The sequence below is a fragment of the Pseudomonas sp. DWP3-1-2 genome, from assembly GCF_049896285.1.
In the GTDB taxonomy this organism is placed as follows: Bacteria; Pseudomonadota; Gammaproteobacteria; order Pseudomonadales; family Pseudomonadaceae; genus Aquipseudomonas.
Window position 1 is genome coordinate 179,370 of sequence record NZ_JAFCTZ010000008.1, and the last position, 24,503, is coordinate 203,872.

Consider the following 24,503-nt stretch of genomic DNA (forward strand, 5'->3'; position numbering starts at 1 on the left):
GGCTTTTGTCCAACTTGGATCAACTCCAGCGAGCACTGAAAGGTGCACGGATGGCGAAGCTTTGCCTGCGTGAAATTAACAAAAAAAATAAAAAACAGGTGGAAAAATGAAGCGAAATAACCGTGTGATCCCGTGTGTGTCTATTGAGCGAAAGTGTACCGTCTGGATTAAACTCAGCAGTGCCATGGCTTTACTCAGCGTCTCAACGCTTGCAAGTGCCAATGGCATTGCCTTGAACGAACAAAGTGCAAGCAGTGCGGGAACTGCCTATGCGGGAAGGTCGTCTTCCGCGCTGGATGCCAGCACCATCTTTGGGAATCCTGCAGGCTTGACCAAGTTGAAGCGCACTGAGATTTCCGGCGGGGCGGCCGTCATTTCGGTGAGCGACGACATCAGTGATGCGCAGAGCAATGTCGCAGGAACGAATAAGGGGGATTCTGTACCTTTGGGGGTCGTGCCTTTCGCTTATATGTCGACGCCCCTTGATGATCGTCTTTCGGTTGGTCTGGGCCTCTATGCTCCGAGTGGTCTGATCAATGATTACGAGGGCACTTTTCAGGGCCGCTACCATGGTTCCTATAGCACGACGAAGGAGATAACCCTTCAGCCCACCATTGCCTATCGGATCAACGATTACGTGTCCATTGGTGGCGGACCGACCCTGAACCGTTTTAATGCAGAACTTCAGAATTACATGGCAACCGGTGCCCTGAATAATGGCCAGGACACATTGGTCACCATGAAAGGTGATGACACTGCCATTGGCTACAACGTCGGCCTCCTGGTTGACTTTAATGAGGCAACTCGTTGGGGAATGACCTATCACTCGAAGGTGAGCTATCACCTGAAAGGGCACACTCAGGTTTCCGGCTCCCCGAGCTTCCTCTCGCTGGATGGAAATTATGACAACAAGATAGATCTTGATATGCCCGAATCCGTGGATACCTCCATCACCCATCGATTCAATAGCCGTTGGACCGGATATCTGGGGACCACCTGGACACGTTGGAGTCGGCTCGAGAAGATCGAGGCAGTCAACAGCGGTGTTTCCGCAATGGGCCAAATGGCGGGTCTGGGGCGTATGGGCGAACCATTGAACTGGCACGACACGTGGTCCACCGCGGTAGGCGCCTCCTATCAGTTAACCCCGCAATGGCTGCTCCGCGCAGGCTATGCCTATGATCCCACGCCTGTGAGCAGTGCCGAGCGCAGTGTGCGTATTCCGGTGGGTGACCGCCAGGCCGTGACCTTGGGTGGCGCTTATTCGCCGAATTCCGATCTGACGATTGACTTTGCTTACGGGTATCTGTGGGACTCCAAAGTCGCGGTAAAGCAATCGAATAAGTCCGGTCTTCAACCGGAATACAGCGCTCACTACGAAAATAGCGCGAATGGGTTTTCAGTGCAGGCAACTTACAGGTACTGACTTGAGCAATAGCAGGTTGATCCAGGACAACCCGGTTGTCCTGGAAAGGCCGCGTGCGGCACATACAATCTTAAGACTGGGTCTCGGCCTATCGGGGGGACATCCTGGAGGAGCACTTGATGCATTCAAGCATCTTTTTCGCATGGGGGCTGGCGGCCATTACCGTGGTCTTGCATGCAGTCGGTCTGGCCTTGATGCTCAGGTTTCTGGACTACCGGGGAAACGTTCTAATGACGCAACTCGGGGCCATTAGCACGCGGTTGGTATGGGTCGCCTGCTATATGTTACTGCTGCATTTGACGGCGATCTCGATATGGGGGGCGTTCTATGTATGGCAGGGGTGTCTGCCGGATTTCGAAACGGCGTTTTACTTCTCTGGCGTGACGTATGCGACGATTGGTTACGGTGACGTGGTGCTGGAGAAACCCTGGCGTTTGTTCGGGTTGATGGAGGGGTTGACCGGCATCCTCATGTGCGGTTTATCCACCGGTGTCTTCTTCGCTGTGGTCAATCATATTTATCAGTTTTTCGTCACGAACAACGACCATCACAAGTCCTGATGACGTTGTTCGGCCATCACAGAAGCACACAATGAAAACCTGATCCGGCTGCTCTGTGCCGCCGCAGTGTCTTCAAAGTCCTGCCAGCCAATGCGGCCGATCGCTGCGCCGCAATTGACTGAGACCGTCTGCACGCGGCTCGCGTCAAGCGGGAAATGCCCGCTTGACACCTGAGCTACTGCGCAGCGCCCACCAGGGCAAGTTGTTGTGCTTGATAGCGCTCGATCGCTGCATGGGCGGTGAAAAACATTCGCTCGCTCCCGAGTTTCTTGTCGAACCCGGCACGTCGCACCATCTCAAGTACGCCGGTATTCAACCCCGCCAGCCAGAGACAGGTGCCTATCTCGGCCAGGTTTTTCTCGCCCTCTATCAGCGCCTGCAGTGCCGAGTATTCGATGTCGGGCACCGCACTCATGTCCCAGACAACCACACGCGGCTGATACTGTCTCTCCAGCTCGATAATCTGTTCCTTCACATAATCAGCGTTGAGAAAAAACAGGCGTCCCTCCGGTCGCAGGATCAGCAGTCCCTCAAAAGTCTCGTCACTAGGGTGGCCCTCTGACAAGGGGCGCAGCACGTCGGTGCCACACTTGCGGCCGAGGACATACACGTGCGGGCGGGCAGTCTGGTAGGCCAGACTGATCAGAGAAACGATGATTGCCACAGCGATCCCCTGAAGTGTGCCAAACAAAAGGACGCCCACCGTGGCTACGAGCGCCCAGTGGAACTCCATTGGACGCACCTTGCGAATAGCGAGGAACTCTCGCGGCTGAATCAGCCCCACCGAGTAGTAGATGACAATAGCGGCCAGTGTGGCATGAGGTAGATAGCCGAGGGCCCCGGAGAGCAGCAGCATAGTGGCAAAAGCCACGCCAGCAGTGACCAGCGAGACCACTTGAGACTGTCCTCCGGTGGCACGTACAACGGCCGTCTGTGAGGTGCCGCCACCGGCCGGCATCGCGCCGAGCAGAGCACCCCCGAGGTTACCGAGACCGGTGGCGATCAACTCGCGGTTCGCATTGATGGAGGGATCGCCTGGCCGGACAAAAGCACGCCCCGCCGCAATCGTTTCGGTATAGCTCATCAGCGCGATCCCGAGTGCTCCCGGTATCATCTGCTCGATTAACGTGAGATCGGGCAACGTAAATGATGGTAACCCTTGTGGAATCACGCCAACCGTCGAAGCTCCCAGCGCTTGCAGGCCGAAGTACCATGAGGCGGCGATGCTGCCCCCGACCACCAACAATGGCGCAGGCGAATGTGCCCAGAAGTGATCCATCGCGATGAGTATGAGGAAGGCCGCTGCCGCTACTGCGAGCGTGATCAGGGATATCTCCGACAGGTGATGCACGATGTTGAGGAAGTCGACAAAAAAACTGTCTTTTTCGATGTGGATACCCAGGAGTTTTGGTATCTGGTCCAGCACGATGACTAGACCGACCCCCGCTTTGAAGCCGCTCAACACCGGGGAGGAAATGAAGTTCGCGAGAAATCCCAGGCGTATCAGTCGTGCCAGAAGCAGCATCGTGCCAACCAGCGCGGTTAGCGTTGCAGTCGCCGCGATCTGCAGGCTCGGCTCGCCGCCCGGTACGGCCAAGCCGATCTGCGCACCGGCCAGGATCGCCAGCGTGGCCGTGGAGCTGACACTGAGTACTCGTGACGTCCCCAGCAGTGCGTAGATCAACATCGGGACGAGGGCCGTATACAGACCGACGGCAACAGGTAGACCCGCGACAGTCGCGTAGGCCATTGCTTTGGGTAGTACGACTGCGGCAGCCGTGAGCCCCGAGACTACGTCGAGGCGATTTGGAGCGGTGTCGGAGTGCGATGCCTTCGACGTCTTCAGATGCGGTTCCACACGTTCTCTCTCGGCGGGTTCGTCTGCCGTAAATACCGGCTGATTCACTTTCCCTTTTGCGCTTGAGTGCATCCTCCGCGTTCGGTACTTGTAATAAGATATTACTCAAACGGAAACTCATCTGCAGTATCTGTGCAAGGCGTATTTCAATCTTCTTATCCTCCTGACCCCGTTTTGCCTCCGCAGCTTGTTCGAGTGGTTGTGATTGGCGAGCGGGAACACTGCGCATCATGAGGGCCATGCAAGGCGGTCTATCCCGAAGACGCAACGTAAGGCATCGGTCGAGCGAGGCCGGAACAATCTTGGCGCTGGCTCGGTTAATTCGAAGGTTCAATCCGCTATTCGCTGGCAGCTTTGGATAGCTTGTAGAAAAGGTTTGGCTCGCTGACGACGTAAAGGTTGCCGTCGCGATCCATGGTGATGCCCTCTGGCTGAGGCGCACTGTGGCGAAGACCGGAGATCCCGCCGAGCAGTGAACGGAAACTTACGAAGCGTCCATCGCGATCCAGTTCGGTGATTGAGCGCGACTGGTCGCTGAGGAGCAGCAGGTTGCCGGTTCGTGGATCGTAGTAGCCATCGGACAGGTCTCGAGCAAACACGTTGTGCTCGACCCAGTCGATACGGTCGGTAATCCTGATCTGCAGCCGCCCCTGATCAATGGAGCGCATCACACCCGAGACCTCGAATAGCTGGCGCGGATTGCGTTCCTTGATGGCAAAAAGGCGGTCGTGAACAGGGTCGTAGGTCACGCCTTCGAAGCCCTTGTTGTTGGAATCGGGATTGATCAACAACGCGATGAACTCTGCTTCCTCAGCCAGGATCGGGCGAGGTTGCGTCGGCAAGGTGATGATGTCCAATTGCTGAAGCTCGTCATCGCACAGGGCCACTCGGCCATTGCCGAGGTAGGCCAGCCCTTCAGTGTCATCGAAACCGATCAACGGGTAGCGCCCCGATATTGTGCCATTCTTATCCATGGTCAGCAGCTGCATCGGTCCCTTATTGGTTACCGCCAGCAAGCGATCATTGTCGTAGTCGTACGTTACCCCAGAGAGATTGGTGAGGTCCGGGTCTATCGGCTTGGCATCAATCACTACATGAAAGTCTGGCAGCCAGATGTTCTCTCCTCGTGCAGCGTTACCTTCCAGCCAGTTACGGCCGTACTGATAGAGTTGCTGATGAACGTAGAAATGCGTCGACAGCGAATAGCACAGGACCAATGCCCCTAGAACGCCCACGCCTGACAGCGCTCGGGAGCGTGATATCCGTTGACGGCGAATGCTCCCCCATGTTGAACGCGCCGCTTTCACAGTTTGATGAATCATTGCTTGAGGCGCTCCATGTCCGATTGGCAGGCACAAGTGATCGTCAACGTGCGTTCAGACTCCAGACGAAGCGGTAGACAGTCGGTGCGGGTTCCGGTTGACAGGTGTGGTTGTCGGCACTGGCGCCGACGACGAACCAGTCAGCACGGGATGTCTGCCCCAGAGGGTAGGCCTTGTCCTGAGTAAAGCAGCGCGCCAGTTGGGCCCCGGGAACCAGAGCAAACGCACCGGGGTGCTCTCGCAACCAGCCGACAGCCTGCTCAACCGACAACGAGTGGGCGAACCCGAAATGCACCAGAGGCTGACGCGCATAAAGCCAGTGGCCTTCGCGCCAGTTGACCAGGACCAGATCGGCTCCGTGAGTCTGTTCGGCGGCCTGCTCCATCAGGCGCCGATGGGGATTGTCGCCGTCAATGAGCGGTTCGATGAACCCGCGAGCAAACCACAGAGAGAACCAGGCCACTGTGGCTCCCACGAAAACGCGCCGGGCCCACAGGCGTTCGCTGAACCAGCGCCGCAGGAGCCAGGGCACCAGTGGCGCGGCAACCAGTACCAGGCCGGGCAGGGCCGGATAGATATAAATCTTGCGCTTGCCGCTGGAGAGACTGAAGAACAGCAGCACCAGCAACACCCAGCCGAGCAGTACCAGCACCCGACCGTCTCGCTTGCATAACTGCCGACGCCAGGCCGGGATCAACCAGGGCAACGCCAGCACCAGCGGCAGCCAGTATTGGGGGATGACCTTGACGAAGAAGTACCAGAACGGCTCGCGGTGGTCCCAGGCGCTGGCATAGCGATTGGCGGTCTGGTGCAAGAGGATTTCGCGAAGATAGGCGAAGCCTTCAGGCCCGCCGTCGCGCCAGACGGAGATGACCATCGGCACCAGCCAAAGGCAGCAGGCCAACAGGACGACCAGCACGCCAAGCGCCCAGCGCCCAGCCTGTCCTGGCATGGCGACCACGCCGTGCCACCCTTTGCGTACCGCATAAGCATAGGGAATCAGGAGTAACGCAGGCACGAAACCCACGCCCTTGGTGATAATGCCCAGGCCCATGGCGGCGCAACCCAGGTAAAACCAGCCCCAGGCGGGCCCCAGCAACACATGGCGAACCAGTCCATAGAAGCCCGACACGATCCACAGGCACAGAAAGCTATCGATCTGCCCGACGCGCAGAATACTGTAGGTCTGATAGGTGGCCAGAAACAGCAGGGCTGCGTACCTTCCGGTCTGCCTGTTCCATAGACGATTGCCCAGGTCGTAGAGCACGGCGGTGGCCGTCGCTGCAGACAGTAACCCCGGCAGGTACAGAGCGATTTCCGGGCGGCCGGTCAGCCAGATAAAAAACGCGACGGCCCACATGAACAGCGGCGGTTTGTCGGCGTAAATCTCAGCCGCCCTGTGTGGCACGAACCAGGAGCCGCTTTGCAGCATTTCCAGAACCACGCCCAGAAAGCGTTCTTCATCCACATTCTGCGGCTGACGCAAGCCAAGTCCTGCACCGACCAGCAGCACCGCAAGTCCGATCAGCAGCCAGCCTTCGACGCGGATTGAAAAGGTAAATCGCACCGTTAAGACTCCTTGACTGACTTGGCTTGCTGCCTGATCAACTGAAGATTGCGCAGGTACACCACCATGCCGAAGGATTGGCCAGCGATGAATACCGGGTCTTCTCGATAAATGGCGTAGACGAGCAAAATAGCGCTGCCCAGCATGCTCAGATACCAGAACGCCACCGGGATCACGCTGCGCTTCTGGAACTCGCTGTACAGCCATTGCAGGACGAAGCGGCCGGTGAACACTGCCTGCCCGGTAAAGCCCAGAATCAGCCAGAGCGTTTCGCTGGCGAGTTTCATGGATTCAGCTCCTGTGGCTGGCCGTGCAGGCGGGTGCGGCGGATCAGCCACCAGACGCCGAACAGGTCAAGAATGCCCACAAGTGCACGGTCCAGATTGCCGTACTTGGACACCCCGGCCTGGCGATGACGGTGGTTGACCGGATGGATCAACATGCGGCCGTTGTGCCGCTGGATCAGTGCCGGGATAAACCGGTGCATATGGTCGAAATACGGCAGGCGCAGGAACGCCTCGCGCTCAATCAATTTGAGACCGCAACCGGTATCCGGTGTGGCGTCCTTGAGAAGGCGACTGCGCAGGCCATTGGCGAATCGCGAGGCCCAACGTTTGCTCGCGGTGTCGCGACGGTTCACCCGGTGCCCGGCCACCAGTTGGATGGCATCGTGATGCCCGGCCCGAGCACGCACCAGTTCCAGCATGCCGGGGATGTCTGCGGGATCGTTCTGGCCGTCGCCGTCGAGGGTCGCCAGCCAATTGCCACGGGCAGCCTGCGCCGCGCTGTAAATCGAGGTGCTTTGACCCAGCGAGCGCTCGTTTCGCAGGACCCGAAGCTCCGGGAATCCGCTGGCCATCAATTCACGCAGGATCCGCAAGGTGTCGTCGGTGCTGCCGTCGTCAACCACCAGCACTTCGTAGTGCTCCCCGGATAACGCGGTGCGGACCTCCTCCAGCAAGGCAGGCAGGTTGTCGGCTTCGTTCTTGGCGGGAATCACTACGGAAAGAAAAATCGGCACAGTCATTGATATTCCTGTTGTGAAGATGGCAAACGGGCCTGGACCTGATAGTGCTCGCAGTACCAGGCGACGAAGGCGCGAACGCCGGTGTCGACCGACACCTGCGGTTGAAAGTCGATCCATCGCGCCAAAGCGCTGACGTCGGCCCAGGTTTTCAGCACGTCGCCCGCCTGCAACGGCAGGTCGCGACGTTTGGCGCGCAAACCCAGCGCCGCCTCCAGGCAGTCGACGAACTCCAGCAGCGAGACCGGCTGACCCCGGCCAATATTGAAAAGTTGATGGGGGGGCATGCCGTCCGAAGCGACGGGCGGGCGCAGACGCAAACGCAGAATGCTTTCGACAATGTCATCTATATAGGTGAAGTCCCGCGCCATCCGCCCGTGGTTGTAGAGCTCGATCGCCTCGCCAGCGAGCATCGCCCGGGTAAATTTGAACAGCGCCATGTCCGGACGACCCCAGGGGCCGTACACGGTGAAAAAGCGCAGGCCGCTGGCTGGCAGGCCGTAGAGGTGCGAGTAGCTGTATGCGGTGAGCTCGTTGGAACGTTTGCTGGCGGCATACAGTGACAGCGGTCGGTCGGCGGCATCCTCGATCTGAAACGGCATGCGCTCGCTGGCGCCGTAGACCGAGCTGCTCGAGGCGTAGATCAAATGCGCGGGGCGGTGGTGCCGGCAGGCCTCAAGTACATTGATAAAACCCACCAGGTTGGACTGGACGTACGCGTTGGGGTCCTCCAGCGAATAACGCACACCGGCCTGGGCCGCCAAGTGAATGACCTGCTCGAAACCGTGACGCTCGAACAGGGCAGACAGCCCGGCGAAATCGGTGATATCAAGGCGCTGGAAAGTAAAACCTGGCAGGCACTTAAGCCTGACCAGTCGTGCTTGCTTGAGCTCGACGCTGTAGTAAGGGTTGAGGTTGTCAATGCCGACCACTTCAATCCCTTGCTCACACAAACGTTTTGCAACGTGAAATCCGATAAATCCGGCGGCACCGGTGACCAGCACCGTCATGATTGGGCCACCTGACCACGACCAATGCCGTAATAGGTCAATCCTGCGTCACGCAATTGCACCGGATCGAACACGTTACGGCCATCGAACACGACCCGGTCACGCAGCTGTTTGCTTAACCGATCCAGATCCAGCACCCGGTAATCCTGCCATTCGGTCACCACCACCAGCGCGTCCGCGCCCTCAAGTGCATATTCCTTGCATTGCACCAGTTTCAGATCGCTGCGTGCGCCATATTGCCGTTGCATGGCCGGCATTGCCTGGGGATCGTGGGCCTGAACCCTGGCGCCGGCGGCCCAGAGCGCTTCGAGCAAGGCATGGCTGGAAGCCTCGCGGATATCGTCCGTATTGGGCTTGAAAGCCAGGCCCCAGACAGCGAAGACCTTACCCTCCAGCGAACCCTGAAAGTGAGCATGGATTTTTTCAAACAGGCGGAACTTCTGGCGACGGTTGACCTGCTCCACAGCCTCAAGCAGGGAAGCCTGCATGCCGTGTTCTTCAGCCGTCATGAGCAGAGCGTGCAAATCCTTGGGGAAGCATGAGCCGCCGAAGCCACATCCGGGGTAGATAAAGTCGTAGCCAATACGCGGGTCGGCGCCGATACCCAGCCGCACCTGTTCGATATCTGCGTCGAGCCGTTCGGCCAGGTTGGCCATCTCATTGATGAAAGAGATCTTGGTCGCCAGCAGGCAGTTGGCCGCGTACTTGGTCAGCTCGGCGCTCCGGGCGTCCATGACCACAAACTTTTCGCGGTTGCGGCTGAACGGCTGGTAAAGCTCGCGCAACCGCTCCAGCGCTGCCGGGCTGGCACCGCCAACGATGATGCGATCCGGACGCAGGCAATCGTTGACGGCTGAACCTTCCTTGAGGAACTCCGGGTTGCTGATCACTTCGAAACCTTCATCGCGCCTCGGGCTCGTTGCGATCTCAAGGCGCAGGCGATCAACGGTACCCACCGGCGAGGTGGACTTGTTGACGATGATCCGCGCTCCATCGGCGTGTCTGAGCAGCGAACTCAGCACGGTGAACACCTGTCTCAGGTCGGCGTGGCCGTCGGCTTGCAAGGGCGTTCCGACCGCGATAAAGACCAGTTCTGCAAAGCGACTGGCTTCGGCTTCATCCGTGGTGAAGTGAAGCCGTTTGCAATTGAGCCCGTTGCGCAACAGTTGCGCGAGACCCGGCTCGAAAATCGGACAAATCCCCTGGCGCAGGGCGTCAATACGCTCCACGTCGACATCCACGCAGCACACCGTGTGCCCCACTTCGGCAAGGCAGGCAGCCTGGGTGAGCCCCACATAGCCCGTTCCGAACACTGTTACTTTCATCTGTCCGCTTCCCTTTGATCCAAAGAACTTCGTATGTTTTTCGGGCTTCTGGCGGGTGCCTGACCAAGCTCTGCAAGATGAATGTCATAAATGTGTTAAGAAACGATGAACGTCGTGATCGGATTGAGCATCAGTCACGCGGAATGTGGGCGGGCACCTTCGAGGAGTCAGCGCCGGGGTTGCTGCCGACGAATTGCTCAAAGCGTTCTACCTGAGCCGTTCATGCTGACGTTATGATGCGCGCCGCGCTGGGCTGTTCGACCCGTTCCAGCCTTGCTGGAGCTAAATCGTTAGTGAGATCCCCCACTTGAGTACCAACATCATCACAAAGGAAGGTCATGAGGCCTTGAAGCAAGAACTCGATTTCCTTTGGCGAGAAAAGCGTCCCGACACAACCCGGAAGGTGACCTGGGCGGCTTCGCTGGGTGACCGCAGTGAAAATGCCGATTATCAATACAACAAGAAGCTGCTTCGGGAAATCGATCGAAGAGTCCGATACCTCCGTAAGCGGCTTGAGGATGTGCGGGTAGTCGATTACTCGCCTGAGCAGGAGGGGAAGGTCTTTTTCGGGGCGTGGGTCGAGATTGAAAACGAGGCAGGTGACATCAAGAAATTCAGGGTTGTCGGGTATGACGAAATCTACGGTCGCAACGATTACATTTCCATCGACTCGCCCATGGCGCGTGCGCTTTTGAAGAAAGAGGTAGGCGACGAGGCCGTCGTGCAGACGCCGAATGGAGAAATGTTGTGGTGGATCAACGAGATTGTGTACCGCAAGTAGGCTGACCCTTACTGCATGCGTGCTGACGGCGAATTGCTGATTTTCGGCGCTTGCTGATCAATCCCTCAGGGCCGCCGCTTCACTGACTGAGTGAAGCCTGCCCTCCGCCGCGCTTCACCTTGGAGGTGATCAGCGCGGCGGGGAGGGTGGTCACGACTCATCGGCGGCGTGCGGGTCTATCAACCTTCACGCAGCACTGTCAGCGGGCTGACATTCAGCGCTCGGCGCGTGCCGAACACACCTGCACCCCCCACCAATAGCGCGCCGATCACCGGCAGTAACAGCAGCCATGGGTGCGGGTACCAGACCAGATCAAACGCATAGCGATACAGCGCGAAGCTCACCAGTTCGCAACCCAGCGCCGCCAGCAGGCCGCTCACCGCGCCGAGCAAGCCGAACTCGATGCGTCGTGCCTTGATCAACAGCGCGCGTTCGGCGCCTAACGCACGTACCAGTGCGCCTTGGCGAATACGCTCGTCGAGGGTGGCCTGCAAACCCGAGAACAGCACGGCAATGCCGGCGGCCAGGACGAACAGCAGGACAAACTGCACCGCCAGGGTCACCTGATCGAGGATGCTGCGTACTTGTGCCAGCAACGCTTCGACGCCCAGCAGGCTGATGGACGGGAACGCACGCGACAGGTCGACGACTTGCTGGTCCTTGCCTGGAGGCAGGTAAAAACTGGTCATGTAGGTGGTGGGCAAATCCTGCAGAGTGCCGGGTTCGAAAATGACGAAGAAGTTAGGCTGGAACGTGTCCCAGTTGATGCTCCGCAAACTGGTGACCACTGCTTCACGGGCCAGGCCGCCGACGTTGAAGCTCAGACGATCCCCCAGCTTGATGCTCAGGCTGTTGGCCAGGTCGGTTTCCACCGAAACCCCCGGTGTCGTGGCCGTGGATGCGTCAGCCGGCGCTTGCCACCAGTCCCCGGCCGTCACCAGGTTGCCCTCCGGTAAATCGGCTGCCCAGGTCAGGTTCAGGTCCCGGCGCGTCGCATTCTCCCCTCGGGAGTCCTTGGTGACAAAGTCGCTGACCGGTTTGTCGTTGATGCTGATCAGCCGCCCGGGCACCACGGGATACAGCGGCGCGGCGTGAGAAGAAATTCCCTTCAACTGTTGGCTGAAGCGGTCCTTGTCATCGGGCAGCACGTTGAGCACAAAGTAATTGGGCGCGTCCTTGGGCAACTGGTTTTGCCAGGTATCGAGCAGTTCGCCGCGCAGCAGGGCGATCAAGCCCATGGACAGCAGGATGAGACCGAACGCCAGGGATTGTCCCGCCGCGGCCAGGGGGTAGCGCAATAACTGGCCCAGGCCAAGACGCCAGGGCAGCGACGCGCCCGCCAGCAAGCGGCGCAGGCTTTTCAGCGCCAACAACAGCAAGCCGCCGAGCACCACGGCGGCAATCACGCCGCCACCGAGCAGGGCGAACGTCAGGACCAGGTCCAGGCTCAGGCGCCACATGATCAGGCCCAGTGCCAGTAATGCAGCGCCGTACACGAACCAGCTACTGGCCGGGATCGGCAACATGTCCCGGCGCAACACGCGCAGCGGAGGCACACGGCCCAAGGCCGCCAGCGGAGGCAGTGCGAAGCCGGCCAGTGCCACCAGTCCGGTGCCAATGCCGGCGATGGCGGGCATCAGGCCGCCCGCTGGAAGGGCAGCCGGCAGCAAGTTATGCAGCAGGGCAAACAGCGCTTGCTGCGCGACCCAGCCCAACAGGGCACCGCACAGTGCTGCCAACAGGCCGAGAATGGCCAGTTGCAGGCTGAACAGCAGCAACGCTTCGCTACGCGACAGACCGAGACAGCGCATCAACGCGCTGGCGTCGAAACGCCGCACAGCGAATCGGGAAGCCGACAGCGCGACGGCGACCCCGGCCAGCAACACCGCCACCAGACTGGCCATATTCAAATAGCGTTCGGCTTTGCCCAGCGCGCCGCCGATTTGTTGGCTGCCATCGCGGGCGTCTTTGATTTCCTGATAGGGCTCCATGCCCGGCTCGATGGCTTTGCGATAAGCCGCAAGCGCTTCGGGCGGGCCGCTCCACATTTCCCGATAGCTGACCCGGCTCCCCGGTTGCACCACGCCGGTGGCCTGCAAGTCAGCCAGATTGATCATGACGCGCGGGGTCAGGCTGTAGAAATTGCCGGCCCGATCCGGTTCATAGGTCAGCACTCGGGTCAGCTTCAGGGTTTTAGCGCCGACGTCGATGTCGTCACCGATTTTCAGGTCGACGGCCGGAAAGATCCGCGACTCAGCCCAGGCTTCTCCTGGTTTTGGACCCTGGCTGACTTGCTCGGGTTGATAAAGATCGGCTGCGCTTTTCAGTTCTCCGCGCAGCGGGTAAGCCGTGTCCACCGCCTTGACGCTGGACAGCTGGATGCCGGCGTCGGTGGCAATGACACTGGAGAAAATCACCACCTGGGAATGCGCCAGTTTGAGCGCCTGACCCGCCTCGATCTGTTCCGGCCTGGCAGGGCTGGACCCCTCAAGCACGAGGTCGGCACCCAGAAACTCAGTGGCGCGCATCAGCATCGCGCCGTTGAGGCGGGCACCAAAATAGCCAATGGCGGTGCTCGCCGCGACGGCCACCAGCAGGGCGAAAAACAGCACCCGCAATTCGCCTGCGCGGGCATCGCGCAGCAGTTGGCGGACAGCGAGGTTCAGCAGGCGAACAAAGGGCAAGCGTGCCATCAAGGCTCCAGTGGGGCGACCAGACGGCCACCTTCGAGACGGATCAGGCGTCGGCAGCGGTGTGCCAGACGTTCGTCGTGCGTGACCAGTACCAGAGTCGTGCCGCGCTCCTTGTTCAGTTCGAACAGCAGGTCGCTGATCCGTTCACCGGTATGGCTGTCCAGATTACCGGTGGGTTCATCGGCGAACAGAACGTCAGGATCGGCCGCGAAGGCTCGGGCGATGGCGACCCGCTGTTGTTCGCCCCCGGAAAGCTGACGGGGCGTATGGGTCAGGCGTTTGCCGAGCCCGACGCGCTCCAGCAGGCCGCGCGCCTGCTCCCGTGCGTCCTTGCGGCCCTCAAGCTCCATGGGCAGCATGACGTTTTCCAGGGCATTGAGGCTGTCCAGCAACTGGAAGGACTGAAACACGAAGCCAACGTGTTCGGCGCGTACCCGTGCGCGCTGGTCTTCGTCCAGTTCGCTGAGGTTGCGCCCGGCGAGAACCACCGCTCCGGCGCTGGGCAGGTCCAGGCCCGCGAGCAAACCCAGCAACGTGGATTTGCCGGAACCCGAGGCACCGACGATGGCCAGACTGTCGCCCTTGTTTAGTTCCAGAGAGAGTTCGTGCAGGATGGTCAGGTCACCTTCGGTGCTGGGGACCACTTTACTGAGGCTCAGAGCACTGAGAATACTTTCACTCATGGAGAATCCGATGCGTGCGTGGTTTTTAAGTGCTGGCCTGGGGTTGCTGTTGCTGTCACAAGGAGCAGCGGCGGGCACAGTGTTGATCGTTGGAGATAGTATCAGCGCGGCTTTCGGCCTGGATACCCGCGTCGGGTGGGTATCGTTGCTGGAGCAACGTATGAAACAGGAAGGTTTCACCGACAAGGTGGTCAACGCCTCCATCAGTGGCGACACCAGTGCCGGAGGCCAGGCGCGGCTGCCTGCGCTGCTTGCAGAGCATAAGCCGGAGCTGGTGATTCTCGAATTGGGCGGCAACGATGGCCTGCGTGGCCAGCAGCCAGCTTCTTTGCAACAAAATCTTGCGGCCATGATCGACAAGTCCCGAGAAGCAGGTGCCAAGGTGCTGTTGCTGGGGATGCAGATTCCGCCGAATTACGGGCCGCGTTACACCGACGCGTTCAAGGCGGTCTACAGCAATCTGGCCGAGGAAAAGAAAGTGCCTTGGGTGCCGTTTTTCCTGGAAGGGGTGGGCGGCGTTCCCGAGCTGATGCAGGCCGATGGGCTGCACCCGGCGGCGGCCGCTCAAGGCAAGTTGCTGGAAAATGTCTGGCCGACGCTGAAACCGCTGCTTTGAGGCTTTTCTAGCGGGGGGCTTTGGGCTAAGGTGGCGCCCCCCGATCTGGAGCCCTCCATGCCCCGTCCTGCCTGGTCACTGTATGCCTATCAACTGATCGAGCCTGACGAACAGCTCGACCTGTTCGCGTGCCAGGAGGTCAAGGTGCACCTTGTCGCCCGGCAACTGGAGTTGGGCGGCACGATTGACCGCACGCTGTGTGGCACCTTGCTGCCCGCCCAGCCGCGCTGGTCGGCTGTCGACAGGGCTGTGTTTCGCGACGAGCGTCTGTGTTCGCTGTGCCGTGCCATCGTCGAGGCGCAGAAGCGCGGAACACGGCCGATCTGGCCCGAGTTGCGCTTCAACGAGTAGTAGCACGCCGCCTCCCGGATGTTTGAAGGGGGGTGTACAATCGGTTCTTTCTCTTCGCCGTCGTTACCAAGGACTCCCCGGATGTTGTCGCGCATTCCAGCCATTACCCGCTGTCTGTCGCTTGCTGCACTGTGTGCGGCGGGCTCCGTTTCCGCTCTGGAATTTCCCCTGCCGCCTCCCGGCGAAGACATTGTCGGCCAGGTGCAAACCGTCACGGCTCGATACGAAGACACCTTCGCCGATCTGGGAACCCGCTACGACCTGGGCTACCTGGAAATGATCGCGGCCAACCCCGGGATTGATCCCTGGTTGCCGGGTGCAGGCAGGCAGATTGTGTTGCCGACTCGCTTCGTGCTGCCGCCGGGTCCAAGGGAAGGCATCGTTATCAACCTGGCTGAATACCGGCTTTACTATTACCCCAAGGGCCAGAACGTCGTTTATACCTATCCGCTGGGTATCGGCCGCGAGGGTTGGGGTTCCCCGATTGCACAGACCAAAATCACGGCCAAGACGCCTAACCCGACCTGGACACCGCCCGCGTCGATCCGGGCCGAGCACGCAGCCGACGGCGATCCGTTGCCAGGCGTGGTGCCTGCCGGACCGGATAACCCGTTGGGGCCATTCAAATTCGGCCTGGCCTTGCCCGGTTACCTGATTCACGGCTCGAACAAAAAATTCGGGATCGGCATGCGCACCAGCCACGGCTGTTTCCGCATGTACAACAACAACGTTCTGGAATTGGCGGGAATGGCGCCCGTCGGTACGCCGGTTCGTATTATCAGTGAGCCTTACAAATTCGGCATCAGTGGCGGCAAGGTGTATCTGGAAGCGCACACACCGCTGGATGAAAGTGGTAATCCTTCAATAGTGGATAAGCACACGGCAGTGATTAACGCCTTGCTCAAGCGTAATGACTTGTCCAACAACCTGCGCATGAACTGGGATCTGGTGCGCGACGTAGTTGCCGCAGAAGATGGTATGCCGGTGGAAATCGCGGAGCCCGGTTCGGCTGTGGCTGCCAGCAATACTTTGCCGCTGCAGTAAATCTGCGCGAGTGAGTCGTATTGCCCGGCGCATGCCTATGTAACAGGCAAACGCCGGACAACAAAAAGCCGACCCGAAATCGGGTCGGCTTATTAATAACCCCGAAGGATTATTACTTGCGGCTAGCTTTGTCCAACATACGCAGAGCGCGCTCGTTGGCTTCGTCAGCAGTTTGCTGAGCTTTTTGAGCAGCAGCCAGAGCTTCATCAGCCTTGCGATAGGCTTCATCAGCGCGAGCTTGCGAACGAGCTGCTGCGTCTTCGGTAGCTGTCAGACGAGCTTCGGTTTCTTTGGATACGCTGCTGCAACCGGTGGCCAGAACAGCAGCCAGAGCCAGAGCAGAGAATTTCAGAACGTTGTTCATCGTGTTCCCCTTCAAGGACTTTTTCAATTTGGTCACCTCTCGAAAGTGAGAAAATGACCGGCGTACATACTACCCATTGTTTGTAGTAAGTAAACTGACCAAGCGCAAGAAGCCGATAAATTTCTTGGCTTTGAAAGTGTTCGGTGTAACTTTCCGTGGTTTTTGTCTAAAAAACATCCAGACCCGCCCTGGCGGGCCTCGGTGCGCGAGCAGGCACATGAATGACCGGATGTTAGCCCTCGCGATGTCGCTGCAGTTCACCGTAGTCAAAGAAGGTCGATCTTTCCATTCTCCGCCGTGGTTAACGTCGGGTATTTACGAACCTCTTCGTGACTTTCAATTCGCCGGACCGTCTCAATCGACAAGATTCGGTGAGGAGCGGTGCAACTGTCCGAGTGATCGGATGTTCAATCGCGATTTTTGCGATGGACACGCTTGAGCATATTCCTGAATGACGCCTACTATTTGCAGGTGCTCTTTTGTTGGGATCAGCAAAGCTCTTCTCGGTGTCCAAGAACAGGCACGGGGTGGCGTAGATGTTCCTTCGCCGGAAAAACATCGGTAAGGTAGGGGTCAAATTCCAAGACCCGCGAGGAGTAGTGATGAGCGAGGCGTTGTCCATCCACCATGACCAGACCGGTCACCAGTTCGAAATCAATATAGACGGTCACCGTGCCTACCTGACCTATATGGACCTGGGTAAGCAGACGCTGGATATTTACCGGACCTTTGTACCCAATGCCCTGCGTGGTCGAGGCATTGCTGCGGCACTGACCGAGCAGGCGCTCGATTACGCCGACAAAATGGGGTACACCGTTATTCCGTCATGTTCTTATGTCGAACGTTATATGGAACGTACCCAGCGTCAGGCCGCCAAGATCTGAAGGCGTCTGCGGCCGATCGAACAACGAAAAACGCCGAGCATCAGCTCGGCGTTTTGTTTTTCGTGAAGGCTTAGCCCCGTTGGCGCTTGGGCAATACATCCTTGAGTTTGGCGTGCATGCTGCGCAGGGTTTTCTCGGTGGCATCCCAGTCGATGCAGGCATCGGTGACGGACACGCCGTATTGCAATTCGGACAGATCCTTGGGAATCGCCTGACAACCCCAGTTCAGATGACTTTCAACCATCAGGCCGATAATCGACTGGTTGCCTTCCAGAATCTGATTGGCAACGTTCTCCATGACCAGCGGCTGCAAGGCCGGGTCCTTGTTGGAGTTGGCGTGGCTGCAATCGACCATGATGTTTGGCTTGATGTTGGCCTTGGTGAGCGCTTGCTCGCAGAGTGCAACGCTTACCGAATCATAGTTGGGTTTGCCGTTACCGCCGCGCAGCACCACGTGACCGTAGGCGTTGCCCTTGGTCGTCACGATGGACACGCCACCTTCCTGGTTGATGCCCAGGAACCGGTGCGGGCTGGAGACCGATTGCAGCGCATTGATAGCAACCGTCAGGCCGCCGTCGGTGCCATTCTTGAAGCCGACCGCCGAGGACAGGCCTGAAGCCATTTCCCGGTGGGTCTGGGATTCGGTGGTGCGGGCGCCGATGGCCGACCAGCTGATCAGGTCCTGCAGATATTGCGGGGAGATCGGGTCCAGCGCTTCGGTTGCCGTTGGCAGGCCCATTTCGGCCAGGTCCAGCAGCAACTGACGGCCAATGTGCAGGCCATCCTGAATCTTGAATGAGTCGTCCAGGTACGGATCGTTGATCAGGCCTTTCCAGCCCACGGTGGTGCGCGGCTTCTCGAAGTAGACGCGCATGACCAGATAGAGGGTGTCAGACACTTCTGCAGCGAGGGCCTTGAGGCGTTCGGCGTATTCGTGGGCAGCCTTGATGTCATGAATCGAGCACGGCCCGATCACGACGAACAGGCGATGGTCCTTGCCGTCCAGGATGTTGCGGATAACTTCGCGGCCCTGGCTCACTGTGCGCAAGGCAGCATCGGTGAACGGGATTTCACGCTTGAGCTGATCCGGCGTGATCAGAGTCTCGTTGGAAGAAACGTTGAGGTCGTCAATCGGTAGATCAGCCATCGTGTTCTCATCAGGTCACGGTGCTGGCCGCCAACGTAGCCCGTGCGGCGAAGCCAGCATGATTGGAGCGCAGCGGGGAGCGGAACCTTAGCGCGTTAGGCCGTTGTTCGACAATGGGTAAACACGGCTTTATCCCGTTGCAAGGCTGGATGGTCAGCCCTGAAACAGTTTTTCCACGGTCATGGGCGTTATAAGGATATTTGCAAGCGCCATCAGGGGAACCGATAGTGTGCTCCCTGACTGGAGGCGTTTTCTTGGATCAGCTTGAACTGAGTGACTTCGATATTGACCAACAACTGCTGCAATTGGCCGGCACGTCCTTGGTGATCTTTACCGGTGCAGGTTGCGCCAGCTGTCGTTTTGCGCGCCAGCAACTGCCCAGGCTGGATCTGCCCGTGCAGCGTCTGTGCTGGGTCGATGCAGAGGAAAATGGCGGAGCGGTGGAGCGTTATGAAGTGTTTCATCTGCCGGCATTGTTCATCGTGCGGGACGGTCGGTTCTTCGGCGGGTTGCGAGCACCGCTGAAGGACAGCGACATTCGTGACGCCTTGACCCTGGGCTTGACCCGCGAACCAGACGAGTTGCCATGATTGCGGCACACATCAAGCAAGGAGATCGGCATGAGCCATGATGCAGGGCGGCCACGAATCGGAATCATCGGAACCGGAGCGATTGGCGGCTTCTATGGCGTGATGCTCGCGCGCGCCGGTTTCGACGTGCATTTTCTGCTGCGCAGCGAATTTGCCGTCGTGACCCAGCGAGGGTTGCGGGTCGACAGCGCCCTCGTTGGCGAGCTGACCCTTGACTCTGTGCAGGCTTACGCTGTGGCAGAAGACATGCCGCAGTGCGACTGGTTGCTGGTGGGCGCCAAGGCCACCCGCAACGCCGAACTGGCTCCCGCCATTGCCCGTGCGGCGGCGCCGGGTGCCAGGGTGTTGGTCTTGCAGAATGGCCTGGGCGTCGAAGACAGTCTGCGCAGTCGCCTGCCGGATTCCCTGCATCTGCTGGGTGGCCTGTGTTTTGTCTGCGTGCACCGCACCGCGCCCGGCAGGGTAGCGCATCAGGCATTCGGTGCCGTAAGCCTGGGTTATCACAGTGGTCCGGCCAACGAGGTCGATCGCCTTGGATGGGTCGAGGAGGGCGCAGGCCTGTTCCGGGCTGCGGGTCTGGAAGCGCACGCCATGCCCGATCTGCAGCAGGCGCGCTGGCAGAAGCTGGTCTGGAATATCCCTTACAACGGCCTTTCGGCGTTGCTGCAGGCCAGTACCGCGCCGTTGATGGCTGACCCGCAAAGCCGGGAGCTGATCCAGGCCCTGATGGACGAGGTGGTGCAGGGCGCCCTGGCGTGTGGCTTCAGATTGCCGGAAGGTTTTGCCCGGCATCTTTTCGCTGTGACGCAAACGATGCCGGACTATCGCCCCAGCATGTATCACGATTATCAGCAGAAGCGGCCCATGGAGCTGGAAGCGATCTATGCCGTACCCCTGGCTGCTGCATTGCAGTCCGGCTGCGATATGCCGCGTGTGCGCATGCTGTATCAGGCGTTGGCTTTTATTGATGCACAAAACAGCTGATCAGGCTGCAAGGTGGAACCATGGCACAGGAACAAGGCAACAAACTGGTATTGGCGATCTCTTCTCGCGCCCTGTTCGATCTGCGCGACAGTCATGGGGTTTACACGGCGGACGGCGTCGAGGCGTACCGCAAATACCAGATCGCTCATGAAGACGAAATCCTCGAGCCCGGGGATGCGTTTTTGCTGGTGCAAAAACTCCTGAGCCTCAACGCGAGCATGAGCAAGGCCCGGGTCGAAGTCATTCTGGTGTCCCGTAACAGCGCCGATACCGGCTTGCGGGTGTTCAATTCGATCCAGCATTACGGCCTGGACATTACCCGCGCGGCATTCGTTGGCGGGCGCAGCCCTTACCCTTATCTGGCGGCTTTTGGCTGTCATCTCTTTCTCTCGACCCATGCCGAGGACGTGCGCAGTGCACTGGATGCCGGTTTCGCGGCGGCGACTATTCTTTCCGGGGGTGCACGGCGTGCGGCCAGCGCCGAGCTGCGCATCGCCTTCGATGGCGATGCCGTGTTGTTCTCCGACGAATCGGAGCGTGTTTATCAAGCGGACGGTCTCGAAGCCTTTCAGGCCAGTGAGCGGCAGTCGGCACGTGAGCCTTTGCGCGGAGGGCCCTTCAAGCCGTTCCTGGCGGCTCTGAATCTGCTGCAGCGAGAATTTCCCGAGGAAAGCTGCCCGATTCGCACCGCATTGGTCACGGCGCGCTCGGCACCCGCTCATGAACGGGTGATACGCACGTTGCGCGAGTGGGACATCCGTCTGGACGAGTCGCTGTTTCTGGGCGGGCTGCAAAAGTCGGCATTCCTTGAGGCATTTGCAGCGGACGTGTTCTTCGACGATCAACCCGGCCATTGTGAAAAAGCCCGTGACGTGGTTGCCACTGGCCACGTTCCCCACGGCATCAGCAATGAAATAAAGCTGTAAAAGCCCGGTCAGTCCGGACGGTAATCATCGTCGCATTTTTTGGCGCGCTGCTAAGCTGAATCCATCTCCGCCATTCTGGCTGTTCGGGAGGACGTATGATTCGTTCGATGCTGTATGCCACAGACTTGGGTCTGTATGCGCCCTACGTCATGCAACACGCGTTGGCACTGGCTCGAACCTTCAACGCCGAGCTGTACGTGATCCATGTGGTGGAGCCGATGGGGCTATTTGCCGAATCCGTTCTGCAAAGCTATCTGGGTGAGGATGCACTCAAGGATCTGCATCGGCAGGGCGTCAATACGGTGCTGGAGGGTATCGAACAGCGGGTGCTGGACGGTTTCCGGGAGGAGTTGGGGGAAGGGCATCAAGACCTGGCTTTGATCCGGACTGTCCGGGTTGTACAAGGCGATCCGTGCAAGGTCATTCTGGCCCAGGCGCAGCAGTTGGAAGTCGACCTTTTGATCGTGGGCAGTCACAGTCATGGCGCAGAAGCTGCTGCACCGATTGGCCGGACGGCGGCCAGAGTTTTACAGCTGTCTCAGGTTCCGGTCTATATGGTTCCCGGCTGGAGAAAAGGGGCTCGTCGGCGAGAAGGGAATCAGGTGTGAAATCGAGCGTGCCATTGGCGCTTAAAAGTGATAAAAAGTTCTAGATTTCATATTCCTACCATTAATCCAGTTATATAGCGTCGCTGATGCCTTGGGCGTCTTCCTGCTTTGAGGGACACATATGAAGCTTCAACAATTGCGCTACATCTGGGAAGTGGCGCACCACGACCTCAACGTTTCAGCGACGGCTCAGAGTCTGTATACCTCTCAGCCCGGTATCAGCAAGCAGATTCGCCTGCTGGAGGACGAGTTGGGTGTCGAAGTATTCGCCCGTAGCGGCAAGCACCTGACCCGGGTCACGCCGGCTGGCGAGCGCATCATTACCACGGCCGGCGAAATCCTGCGCAAGGTCGAGAGCATCAAGCAGATCGCCCAGGAGTTCTCCAACGAGAAGAAAGGCACCCTGTCCATCGCCACCACGCACACCCAGGCGCGCTATGTGCTGCCGCCGGTGATCAGCAATTTCATCAAGCAATACCCTGACGTAGCGCTGCACATGCATCAGGGCTCGCCGATGCAGATCGCGGAGATGGCTGCCGATGGTACGGTGGATTTCGCCATTGCCACCGAGGCACTGGAGCTGTTTGGCGATCTGGTGATGATGCCGTGCTATCGCTGGAACCGCTGTGTGGTCGTGCCCCAGGGCCACCCGCTGGCCAAGGTGCCGAAGCTGACGCTGGAGGTGCTGGCTGAATACCCGATCGTGACGTACGTGTTCGGTTTCACCGGTCGCTCCAAGCTCGATGAGGCGTTCAGCCATCGGGGCTTGTCCCCGAAAGTCGTGTTCACTGCCGCCGACGCGGACGTCATCAAGACTTACGTGCGCCTGGGGCTGGGGGTGGGCATCGTTGCGAAAATGGCCGTGGATGCCAAGCTCGACAGCGATCTGGTGATGCTCGATGCCAGCGACTTGTTCGAGTCCAGCATCACGCGCATCGGCTTCCGTCGTGGCACTTTCCTGCGTGGCTTCATGTGCGACTTCATCGAAAAATTCGCCCCGCACCTGACTCGGGATGTGATGGCCAAGGCGATTGCATGCCACAACAGGCAAGAGCTGGAAGAGTTGTTCGACGGCGTGGAATTGCCGGTGCATTGAGTGACTTACCCGTTGGAGCGAGGGGGGCTCCAACGGGGCCGGTGGCACTTACACCTTGGCGATCAAATTCCCCGAGTGCAGGCCACATTCCTTCTGCGTGGCTTCTTCCCACCACCAGCGACCTTCGCGCTCGTGTTGATTCGGCAGCACCGGGCGCGTGCACGGCTCGCAACCGATGCTGATGAAACCGCGCTCATGCAGGCTGTTGTAAGGCAGCTCCAGCATGCGGATGTAGCCCCAGACTTCCTCGCTGGTCATCTGCGCCAGCGGGTTGAATTTGTACAGCGTGCGCTCCGGCGTCGAAAACGCGGTGTCGATTTCCAGTGCTGCCACGTGGCTGCGCGTGCCGGGGCTCTGGTCACGACGTTGCCCGGTGGCCCAGGCTGTTACTCCCGCCAGCTTGCGGCGTAACGGTTCGATCTTGCGAATACCGCAGCACTCGCCATGACCGTCGCGATAGAAGCTGAACAGGCCCTTTTCCTTGACGAAGGGTTCGAGCTTCTGCTGATCCGGGGTCATGATTTCGATGTCGATCTTGTAGTGCTCACGCACTTGTTCGATGAAACGATAGGTTTCGGGATGCAGGCGGCCGGTGTCCAGGCTGAACACCTTCACGTTCTTGTTCAGCTTCCAGGCCATGTCCACCAGCACCACGTCTTCAGCACCGCTGAAGGAAATCCACAGGTCATCACCAAAGTGCTCGAAGGCCAGCTTCAGGATGTCTTGCGGGGACTTGGTGGCGTAAGTCGCGGCGAGACCGACGACGTCGAAGGGTTGGCTCATCAGGCGGTTTCCTAAATATGGCGCTTAGGCGCTCGTAATGACGCGGATGTTAACAAAATCTATCGCTGAGTTGGCCGGTTTGCTGTTGTTGCGCTCAAACGGCAACAGCCCCTAAAGTGCCGTTTCTTTTTTGACGATGAAGTTCCCTCAAGGAGTGTCCTGTGGAAATTGCCTGTCTGGACCTGGAAGGTGTGCTGGTCCCGGAAATCTGGATCGCCTTTGCCGAGAAAACCGGTATCGAGTCGTTGCGAGCTACCACCCGTGACATTCCCGACTACGACGTCCTGATGAAACAGCGCCTGCGCATTCTCGATGAGCACGGCCTGAAGCTGTCGGACATCCAGGAAGTCATCGGCACCCTGAAGCCGCTGGACGGTGCCGCTGAGTTCGTCGACTGGCTGCGCGAACGGTTTCAGGTGGTGATTCTGTCGGACACGTTTTATGAGTTTTCCCAGCCTTTGATGCGCCAACTGGGTTTTCCGACGTTGCTGTGCCATCGTCTGATCACCGACGAGACGGATCGGGTCGTCAGCTATCAACTGCGTCAGAAAGATCCAAAGCGTCAGTCGGTCCTGGCCTTTAAAACGTTGTATTACCGGGTGATCGCGGCCGGTGATTCCTACAACGACACCACGATGCTGGGCGAAGCCGATGCGGGCATTCTGTTCCATGCCCCGGAAAACGTGATCCGTGAATTCCCGCAATTCCCGGCGGTGCACACCTTTGAAGACCTGAAAAAGGAATTCATCAAGGCGTCGAATCGGGATTTGAGTCTATAAGCAGCACCCGTTGCACTGCACCCAACGTCTGGATAGGCGTCCAACTTTTGGGGTGCAGTTCACCCCGTGGGACCGGCTTCAG

At 59.0% G+C, this 24,503-nt stretch carries 25 protein-coding genes; 13 read left to right on the forward strand and 12 right to left on the reverse strand.

What is annotated here, in order from left to right; all coding sequences use genetic code 11:
* Positions 1–106: 106 nt before the first annotated feature.
* The gene (locus tag ACP7B0_RS17835) at positions 107–1,426 is read left to right on the forward strand and encodes an outer membrane protein transport protein (protein ID WP_426142815.1); all 1,320 of its coding nucleotides are present in this window, start codon (positions 107–109) and stop codon (positions 1,424–1,426) included.
* 119 nt (positions 1,427–1,545) lie between these two features.
* Positions 1,546–1,986 (forward strand): potassium channel family protein, encoded by a 441-nt coding sequence (locus ACP7B0_RS17840; RefSeq protein ID WP_426142816.1) that lies wholly within the window; start codon positions 1,546–1,548, stop codon positions 1,984–1,986.
* 175 nt (positions 1,987–2,161) lie between these two features.
* Here the strand turns inward: ACP7B0_RS17840 and ACP7B0_RS17845 are convergent, their stop codons facing one another.
* The 7 genes from ACP7B0_RS17845 to ACP7B0_RS17875 all read right to left on the reverse strand — a co-directional run bounded on the left by ACP7B0_RS17845 (position 2,162) and on the right by ACP7B0_RS17875 (position 10,092).
* Positions 2,162–3,916 (reverse strand): SulP family inorganic anion transporter, encoded by a 1,755-nt coding sequence (locus ACP7B0_RS17845; RefSeq protein ID WP_426142817.1) that lies wholly within the window; start codon positions 3,914–3,916, stop codon positions 2,162–2,164.
* A 266-nt stretch (positions 3,917–4,182) separates the two neighbouring features.
* Positions 4,183–5,166 carry an SdiA-regulated domain-containing protein gene (locus ACP7B0_RS17850; RefSeq protein WP_426142818.1) on the reverse strand — a complete coding sequence of 328 codons (984 nt, stop codon included), beginning with the start codon at positions 5,164–5,166 and terminating at the stop codon, positions 4,183–4,185.
* Positions 5,167–5,209: 43 nt separating this feature from the next.
* Positions 5,210–6,733 carry an ArnT family glycosyltransferase gene (locus ACP7B0_RS17855; protein WP_426142819.1) on the reverse strand — a complete coding sequence of 508 codons (1,524 nt, stop codon included), beginning with the start codon at positions 6,731–6,733 and terminating at the stop codon, positions 5,210–5,212.
* Between the two features lie 2 nt (positions 6,734–6,735).
* Positions 6,736–7,020, reverse strand: coding sequence for a lipid-A-disaccharide synthase N-terminal domain-containing protein (locus tag ACP7B0_RS17860; RefSeq protein WP_426142820.1), 285 nt, complete (start codon positions 7,018–7,020; stop codon positions 6,736–6,738).
* Complete coding sequence (locus tag ACP7B0_RS17865; protein ID WP_426142821.1) at positions 7,017–7,760, reverse strand: glycosyltransferase family 2 protein; 744 nt, start codon at positions 7,758–7,760, stop codon at positions 7,017–7,019. The genes ACP7B0_RS17860 and ACP7B0_RS17865 overlap by 4 nt, the downstream gene beginning before the upstream one ends.
* Positions 7,757–8,767 carry an SDR family NAD(P)-dependent oxidoreductase gene (locus tag ACP7B0_RS17870; protein WP_426142822.1) on the reverse strand — a complete coding sequence of 337 codons (1,011 nt, stop codon included), beginning with the start codon at positions 8,765–8,767 and terminating at the stop codon, positions 7,757–7,759. The genes ACP7B0_RS17865 and ACP7B0_RS17870 overlap by 4 nt, the downstream gene beginning before the upstream one ends.
* A complete protein-coding gene (locus ACP7B0_RS17875; protein ID WP_426142824.1) occupies positions 8,764–10,092 on the reverse strand; it encodes a UDP-glucose dehydrogenase family protein in 1,329 nt (442 codons plus the stop codon). Before ACP7B0_RS17875 ends, ACP7B0_RS17870 begins: the two co-directional genes overlap by 4 nt.
* 307 nt (positions 10,093–10,399) lie before the next feature.
* On the opposite strand from ACP7B0_RS17875, the gene greB reads away from it, so the two are divergent.
* Positions 10,400–10,873 (forward strand): transcription elongation factor GreB, encoded by a 474-nt coding sequence (greB, locus tag ACP7B0_RS17880; RefSeq protein WP_426142825.1) that lies wholly within the window; start codon positions 10,400–10,402, stop codon positions 10,871–10,873.
* A 179-nt stretch (positions 10,874–11,052) separates the two neighbouring features.
* Here greB and ACP7B0_RS17885 read toward each other — a convergent pair whose 3' ends face one another.
* Positions 11,053–13,566, reverse strand: coding sequence for an ABC transporter permease (locus ACP7B0_RS17885; RefSeq protein ID WP_426142826.1), 2,514 nt, complete (start codon positions 13,564–13,566; stop codon positions 11,053–11,055).
* Complete coding sequence (locus ACP7B0_RS17890; protein WP_426142828.1) at positions 13,566–14,249, reverse strand: ABC transporter ATP-binding protein; 684 nt, start codon at positions 14,247–14,249, stop codon at positions 13,566–13,568. The genes ACP7B0_RS17885 and ACP7B0_RS17890 overlap by 1 nt, the downstream gene beginning before the upstream one ends.
* A 10-nt stretch (positions 14,250–14,259) precedes the next feature.
* On the opposite strand from ACP7B0_RS17890, the gene ACP7B0_RS17895 reads away from it, so the two are divergent.
* The 3 genes from ACP7B0_RS17895 (at position 14,260) to ACP7B0_RS17905 (ending at position 16,260) form a co-directional block, all read left to right on the forward strand.
* Complete coding sequence (locus ACP7B0_RS17895) at positions 14,260–14,865, forward strand: arylesterase (RefSeq protein WP_426142829.1); 606 nt, start codon at positions 14,260–14,262, stop codon at positions 14,863–14,865.
* Positions 14,866–14,922: 57 nt separating this feature from the next.
* Positions 14,923–15,216, forward strand: a complete 294-nt coding sequence (locus ACP7B0_RS17900; protein ID WP_426142830.1) for a hypothetical protein — start codon at positions 14,923–14,925, stop codon at positions 15,214–15,216.
* Between the two features lie 81 nt (positions 15,217–15,297).
* Positions 15,298–16,260 carry a L,D-transpeptidase family protein gene (locus ACP7B0_RS17905; RefSeq protein ID WP_426142831.1) on the forward strand — a complete coding sequence of 321 codons (963 nt, stop codon included), beginning with the start codon at positions 15,298–15,300 and terminating at the stop codon, positions 16,258–16,260.
* Between the two features lie 112 nt (positions 16,261–16,372).
* On the opposite strand, the gene oprI is transcribed toward ACP7B0_RS17905, so the two are convergent.
* A complete protein-coding gene (oprI, locus tag ACP7B0_RS17910; protein ID WP_002553018.1) occupies positions 16,373–16,624 on the reverse strand; it encodes an outer membrane lipoprotei OprI in 252 nt (83 codons plus the stop codon).
* A gap of 602 nt (positions 16,625–17,226) precedes the next feature.
* Between oprI and ACP7B0_RS17915 the strand changes: the two genes are divergently transcribed.
* Positions 17,227–17,508, forward strand: coding sequence for a GNAT family N-acetyltransferase (locus tag ACP7B0_RS17915; RefSeq protein ID WP_426142832.1), 282 nt, complete (start codon positions 17,227–17,229; stop codon positions 17,506–17,508).
* A gap of 70 nt (positions 17,509–17,578) precedes the next feature.
* Here ACP7B0_RS17915 and ACP7B0_RS17920 read toward each other — a convergent pair whose 3' ends face one another.
* Positions 17,579–18,655: a 3-deoxy-7-phosphoheptulonate synthase gene (locus ACP7B0_RS17920; protein WP_426142833.1), complete on the reverse strand. Its 1,077-nt coding sequence runs from the start codon at positions 18,653–18,655 to the stop codon at positions 17,579–17,581.
* Positions 18,656–18,909: 254 nt separating this feature from the next.
* Between ACP7B0_RS17920 and ACP7B0_RS17925 the strand changes: the two genes are divergently transcribed.
* The 5 genes from ACP7B0_RS17925 to cysB all read left to right on the forward strand — a co-directional run bounded on the left by ACP7B0_RS17925 (position 18,910) and on the right by cysB (position 22,859).
* Positions 18,910–19,245, forward strand: coding sequence for a thioredoxin family protein (locus tag ACP7B0_RS17925; RefSeq protein WP_426142834.1), 336 nt, complete (start codon positions 18,910–18,912; stop codon positions 19,243–19,245).
* Between the two features lie 30 nt (positions 19,246–19,275).
* Positions 19,276–20,229 carry a putative 2-dehydropantoate 2-reductase gene (locus tag ACP7B0_RS17930; RefSeq protein ID WP_426142835.1) on the forward strand — a complete coding sequence of 318 codons (954 nt, stop codon included), beginning with the start codon at positions 19,276–19,278 and terminating at the stop codon, positions 20,227–20,229.
* A gap of 20 nt (positions 20,230–20,249) precedes the next feature.
* The gene (locus ACP7B0_RS17935; protein WP_426142837.1) at positions 20,250–21,155 is read left to right on the forward strand and encodes a 5'-nucleotidase; all 906 of its coding nucleotides are present in this window, start codon (positions 20,250–20,252) and stop codon (positions 21,153–21,155) included.
* 95 nt (positions 21,156–21,250) lie between these two features.
* Entirely contained in the window at positions 21,251–21,763 is a 513-nt protein-coding gene (locus tag ACP7B0_RS17940) for a universal stress protein (protein WP_426142838.1), read from the forward strand.
* Positions 21,764–21,884: 121 nt separating this feature from the next.
* Positions 21,885–22,859 carry an HTH-type transcriptional regulator CysB gene (cysB, locus tag ACP7B0_RS17945; RefSeq protein ID WP_426142839.1) on the forward strand — a complete coding sequence of 325 codons (975 nt, stop codon included), beginning with the start codon at positions 21,885–21,887 and terminating at the stop codon, positions 22,857–22,859.
* Between the two features lie 48 nt (positions 22,860–22,907).
* On the opposite strand, the gene ACP7B0_RS17950 is transcribed toward cysB, so the two are convergent.
* Positions 22,908–23,642, reverse strand: coding sequence for a phosphoadenylyl-sulfate reductase (locus ACP7B0_RS17950; protein WP_426142840.1), 735 nt, complete (start codon positions 23,640–23,642; stop codon positions 22,908–22,910).
* A 161-nt stretch (positions 23,643–23,803) separates the two neighbouring features.
* On the opposite strand from ACP7B0_RS17950, the gene thrH reads away from it, so the two are divergent.
* The gene (gene thrH / locus ACP7B0_RS17955; RefSeq protein ID WP_426142841.1) at positions 23,804–24,421 is read left to right on the forward strand and encodes a bifunctional phosphoserine phosphatase/homoserine phosphotransferase ThrH; all 618 of its coding nucleotides are present in this window, start codon (positions 23,804–23,806) and stop codon (positions 24,419–24,421) included.
* The last annotated feature ends 82 nt before the right edge of the window (positions 24,422–24,503 follow it).

What these genes read in the sequence shown, in the direction of transcription:
- ACP7B0_RS17835 (WP_426142815.1), top strand. Translation starts at nt 107, where the DNA reads ATGAAGCGAAATAACCGTGTGATCCCGTGTGTGTCTATTGAGCGAAAG.
- ACP7B0_RS17840 (WP_426142816.1), top strand. Translation starts at nt 1,546, where the DNA reads ATGCATTCAAGCATCTTTTTCGCATGGGGGCTGGCGGCCATTACCGTG.
- ACP7B0_RS17845 (WP_426142817.1), bottom strand. Translation starts at nt 3,916, where the DNA reads ATGCACTCAAGCGCAAAAGGGAAAGTGAATCAGCCGGTATTTACGGCA.
- ACP7B0_RS17850 (WP_426142818.1), bottom strand. Translation starts at nt 5,166, where the DNA reads ATGATTCATCAAACTGTGAAAGCGGCGCGTTCAACATGGGGGAGCATT.
- ACP7B0_RS17860 (WP_426142820.1), bottom strand. Translation starts at nt 7,020, where the DNA reads ATGAAACTCGCCAGCGAAACGCTCTGGCTGATTCTGGGCTTTACCGGG.
- ACP7B0_RS17865 (WP_426142821.1), bottom strand. Translation starts at nt 7,760, where the DNA reads ATGACTGTGCCGATTTTTCTTTCCGTAGTGATTCCCGCCAAGAACGAA.
- ACP7B0_RS17870 (WP_426142822.1), bottom strand. Translation starts at nt 8,767, where the DNA reads ATGACGGTGCTGGTCACCGGTGCCGCCGGATTTATCGGATTTCACGTT.
- ACP7B0_RS17875 (WP_426142824.1), bottom strand. Translation starts at nt 10,092, where the DNA reads ATGAAAGTAACAGTGTTCGGAACGGGCTATGTGGGGCTCACCCAGGCT.
- ACP7B0_RS17885 (WP_426142826.1), bottom strand. Translation starts at nt 13,566, where the DNA reads ATGGCACGCTTGCCCTTTGTTCGCCTGCTGAACCTCGCTGTCCGCCAA.
- ACP7B0_RS17890 (WP_426142828.1), bottom strand. Translation starts at nt 14,249, where the DNA reads ATGAGTGAAAGTATTCTCAGTGCTCTGAGCCTCAGTAAAGTGGTCCCC.
- ACP7B0_RS17895 (WP_426142829.1), top strand. Translation starts at nt 14,260, where the DNA reads ATGCGTGCGTGGTTTTTAAGTGCTGGCCTGGGGTTGCTGTTGCTGTCA.
- ACP7B0_RS17900 (WP_426142830.1), top strand. Translation starts at nt 14,923, where the DNA reads ATGCCCCGTCCTGCCTGGTCACTGTATGCCTATCAACTGATCGAGCCT.
- ACP7B0_RS17905 (WP_426142831.1), top strand. Translation starts at nt 15,298, where the DNA reads ATGTTGTCGCGCATTCCAGCCATTACCCGCTGTCTGTCGCTTGCTGCA.
- oprI (WP_002553018.1), bottom strand. Translation starts at nt 16,624, where the DNA reads ATGAACAACGTTCTGAAATTCTCTGCTCTGGCTCTGGCTGCTGTTCTG.
- ACP7B0_RS17915 (WP_426142832.1), top strand. Translation starts at nt 17,227, where the DNA reads ATGAGCGAGGCGTTGTCCATCCACCATGACCAGACCGGTCACCAGTTC.
- ACP7B0_RS17920 (WP_426142833.1), bottom strand. Translation starts at nt 18,655, where the DNA reads ATGGCTGATCTACCGATTGACGACCTCAACGTTTCTTCCAACGAGACT.
- ACP7B0_RS17930 (WP_426142835.1), top strand. Translation starts at nt 19,276, where the DNA reads ATGAGCCATGATGCAGGGCGGCCACGAATCGGAATCATCGGAACCGGA.
- ACP7B0_RS17935 (WP_426142837.1), top strand. Translation starts at nt 20,250, where the DNA reads ATGGCACAGGAACAAGGCAACAAACTGGTATTGGCGATCTCTTCTCGC.
- ACP7B0_RS17940 (WP_426142838.1), top strand. Translation starts at nt 21,251, where the DNA reads ATGATTCGTTCGATGCTGTATGCCACAGACTTGGGTCTGTATGCGCCC.
- cysB (WP_426142839.1), top strand. Translation starts at nt 21,885, where the DNA reads ATGAAGCTTCAACAATTGCGCTACATCTGGGAAGTGGCGCACCACGAC.
- ACP7B0_RS17950 (WP_426142840.1), bottom strand. Translation starts at nt 23,642, where the DNA reads ATGAGCCAACCCTTCGACGTCGTCGGTCTCGCCGCGACTTACGCCACC.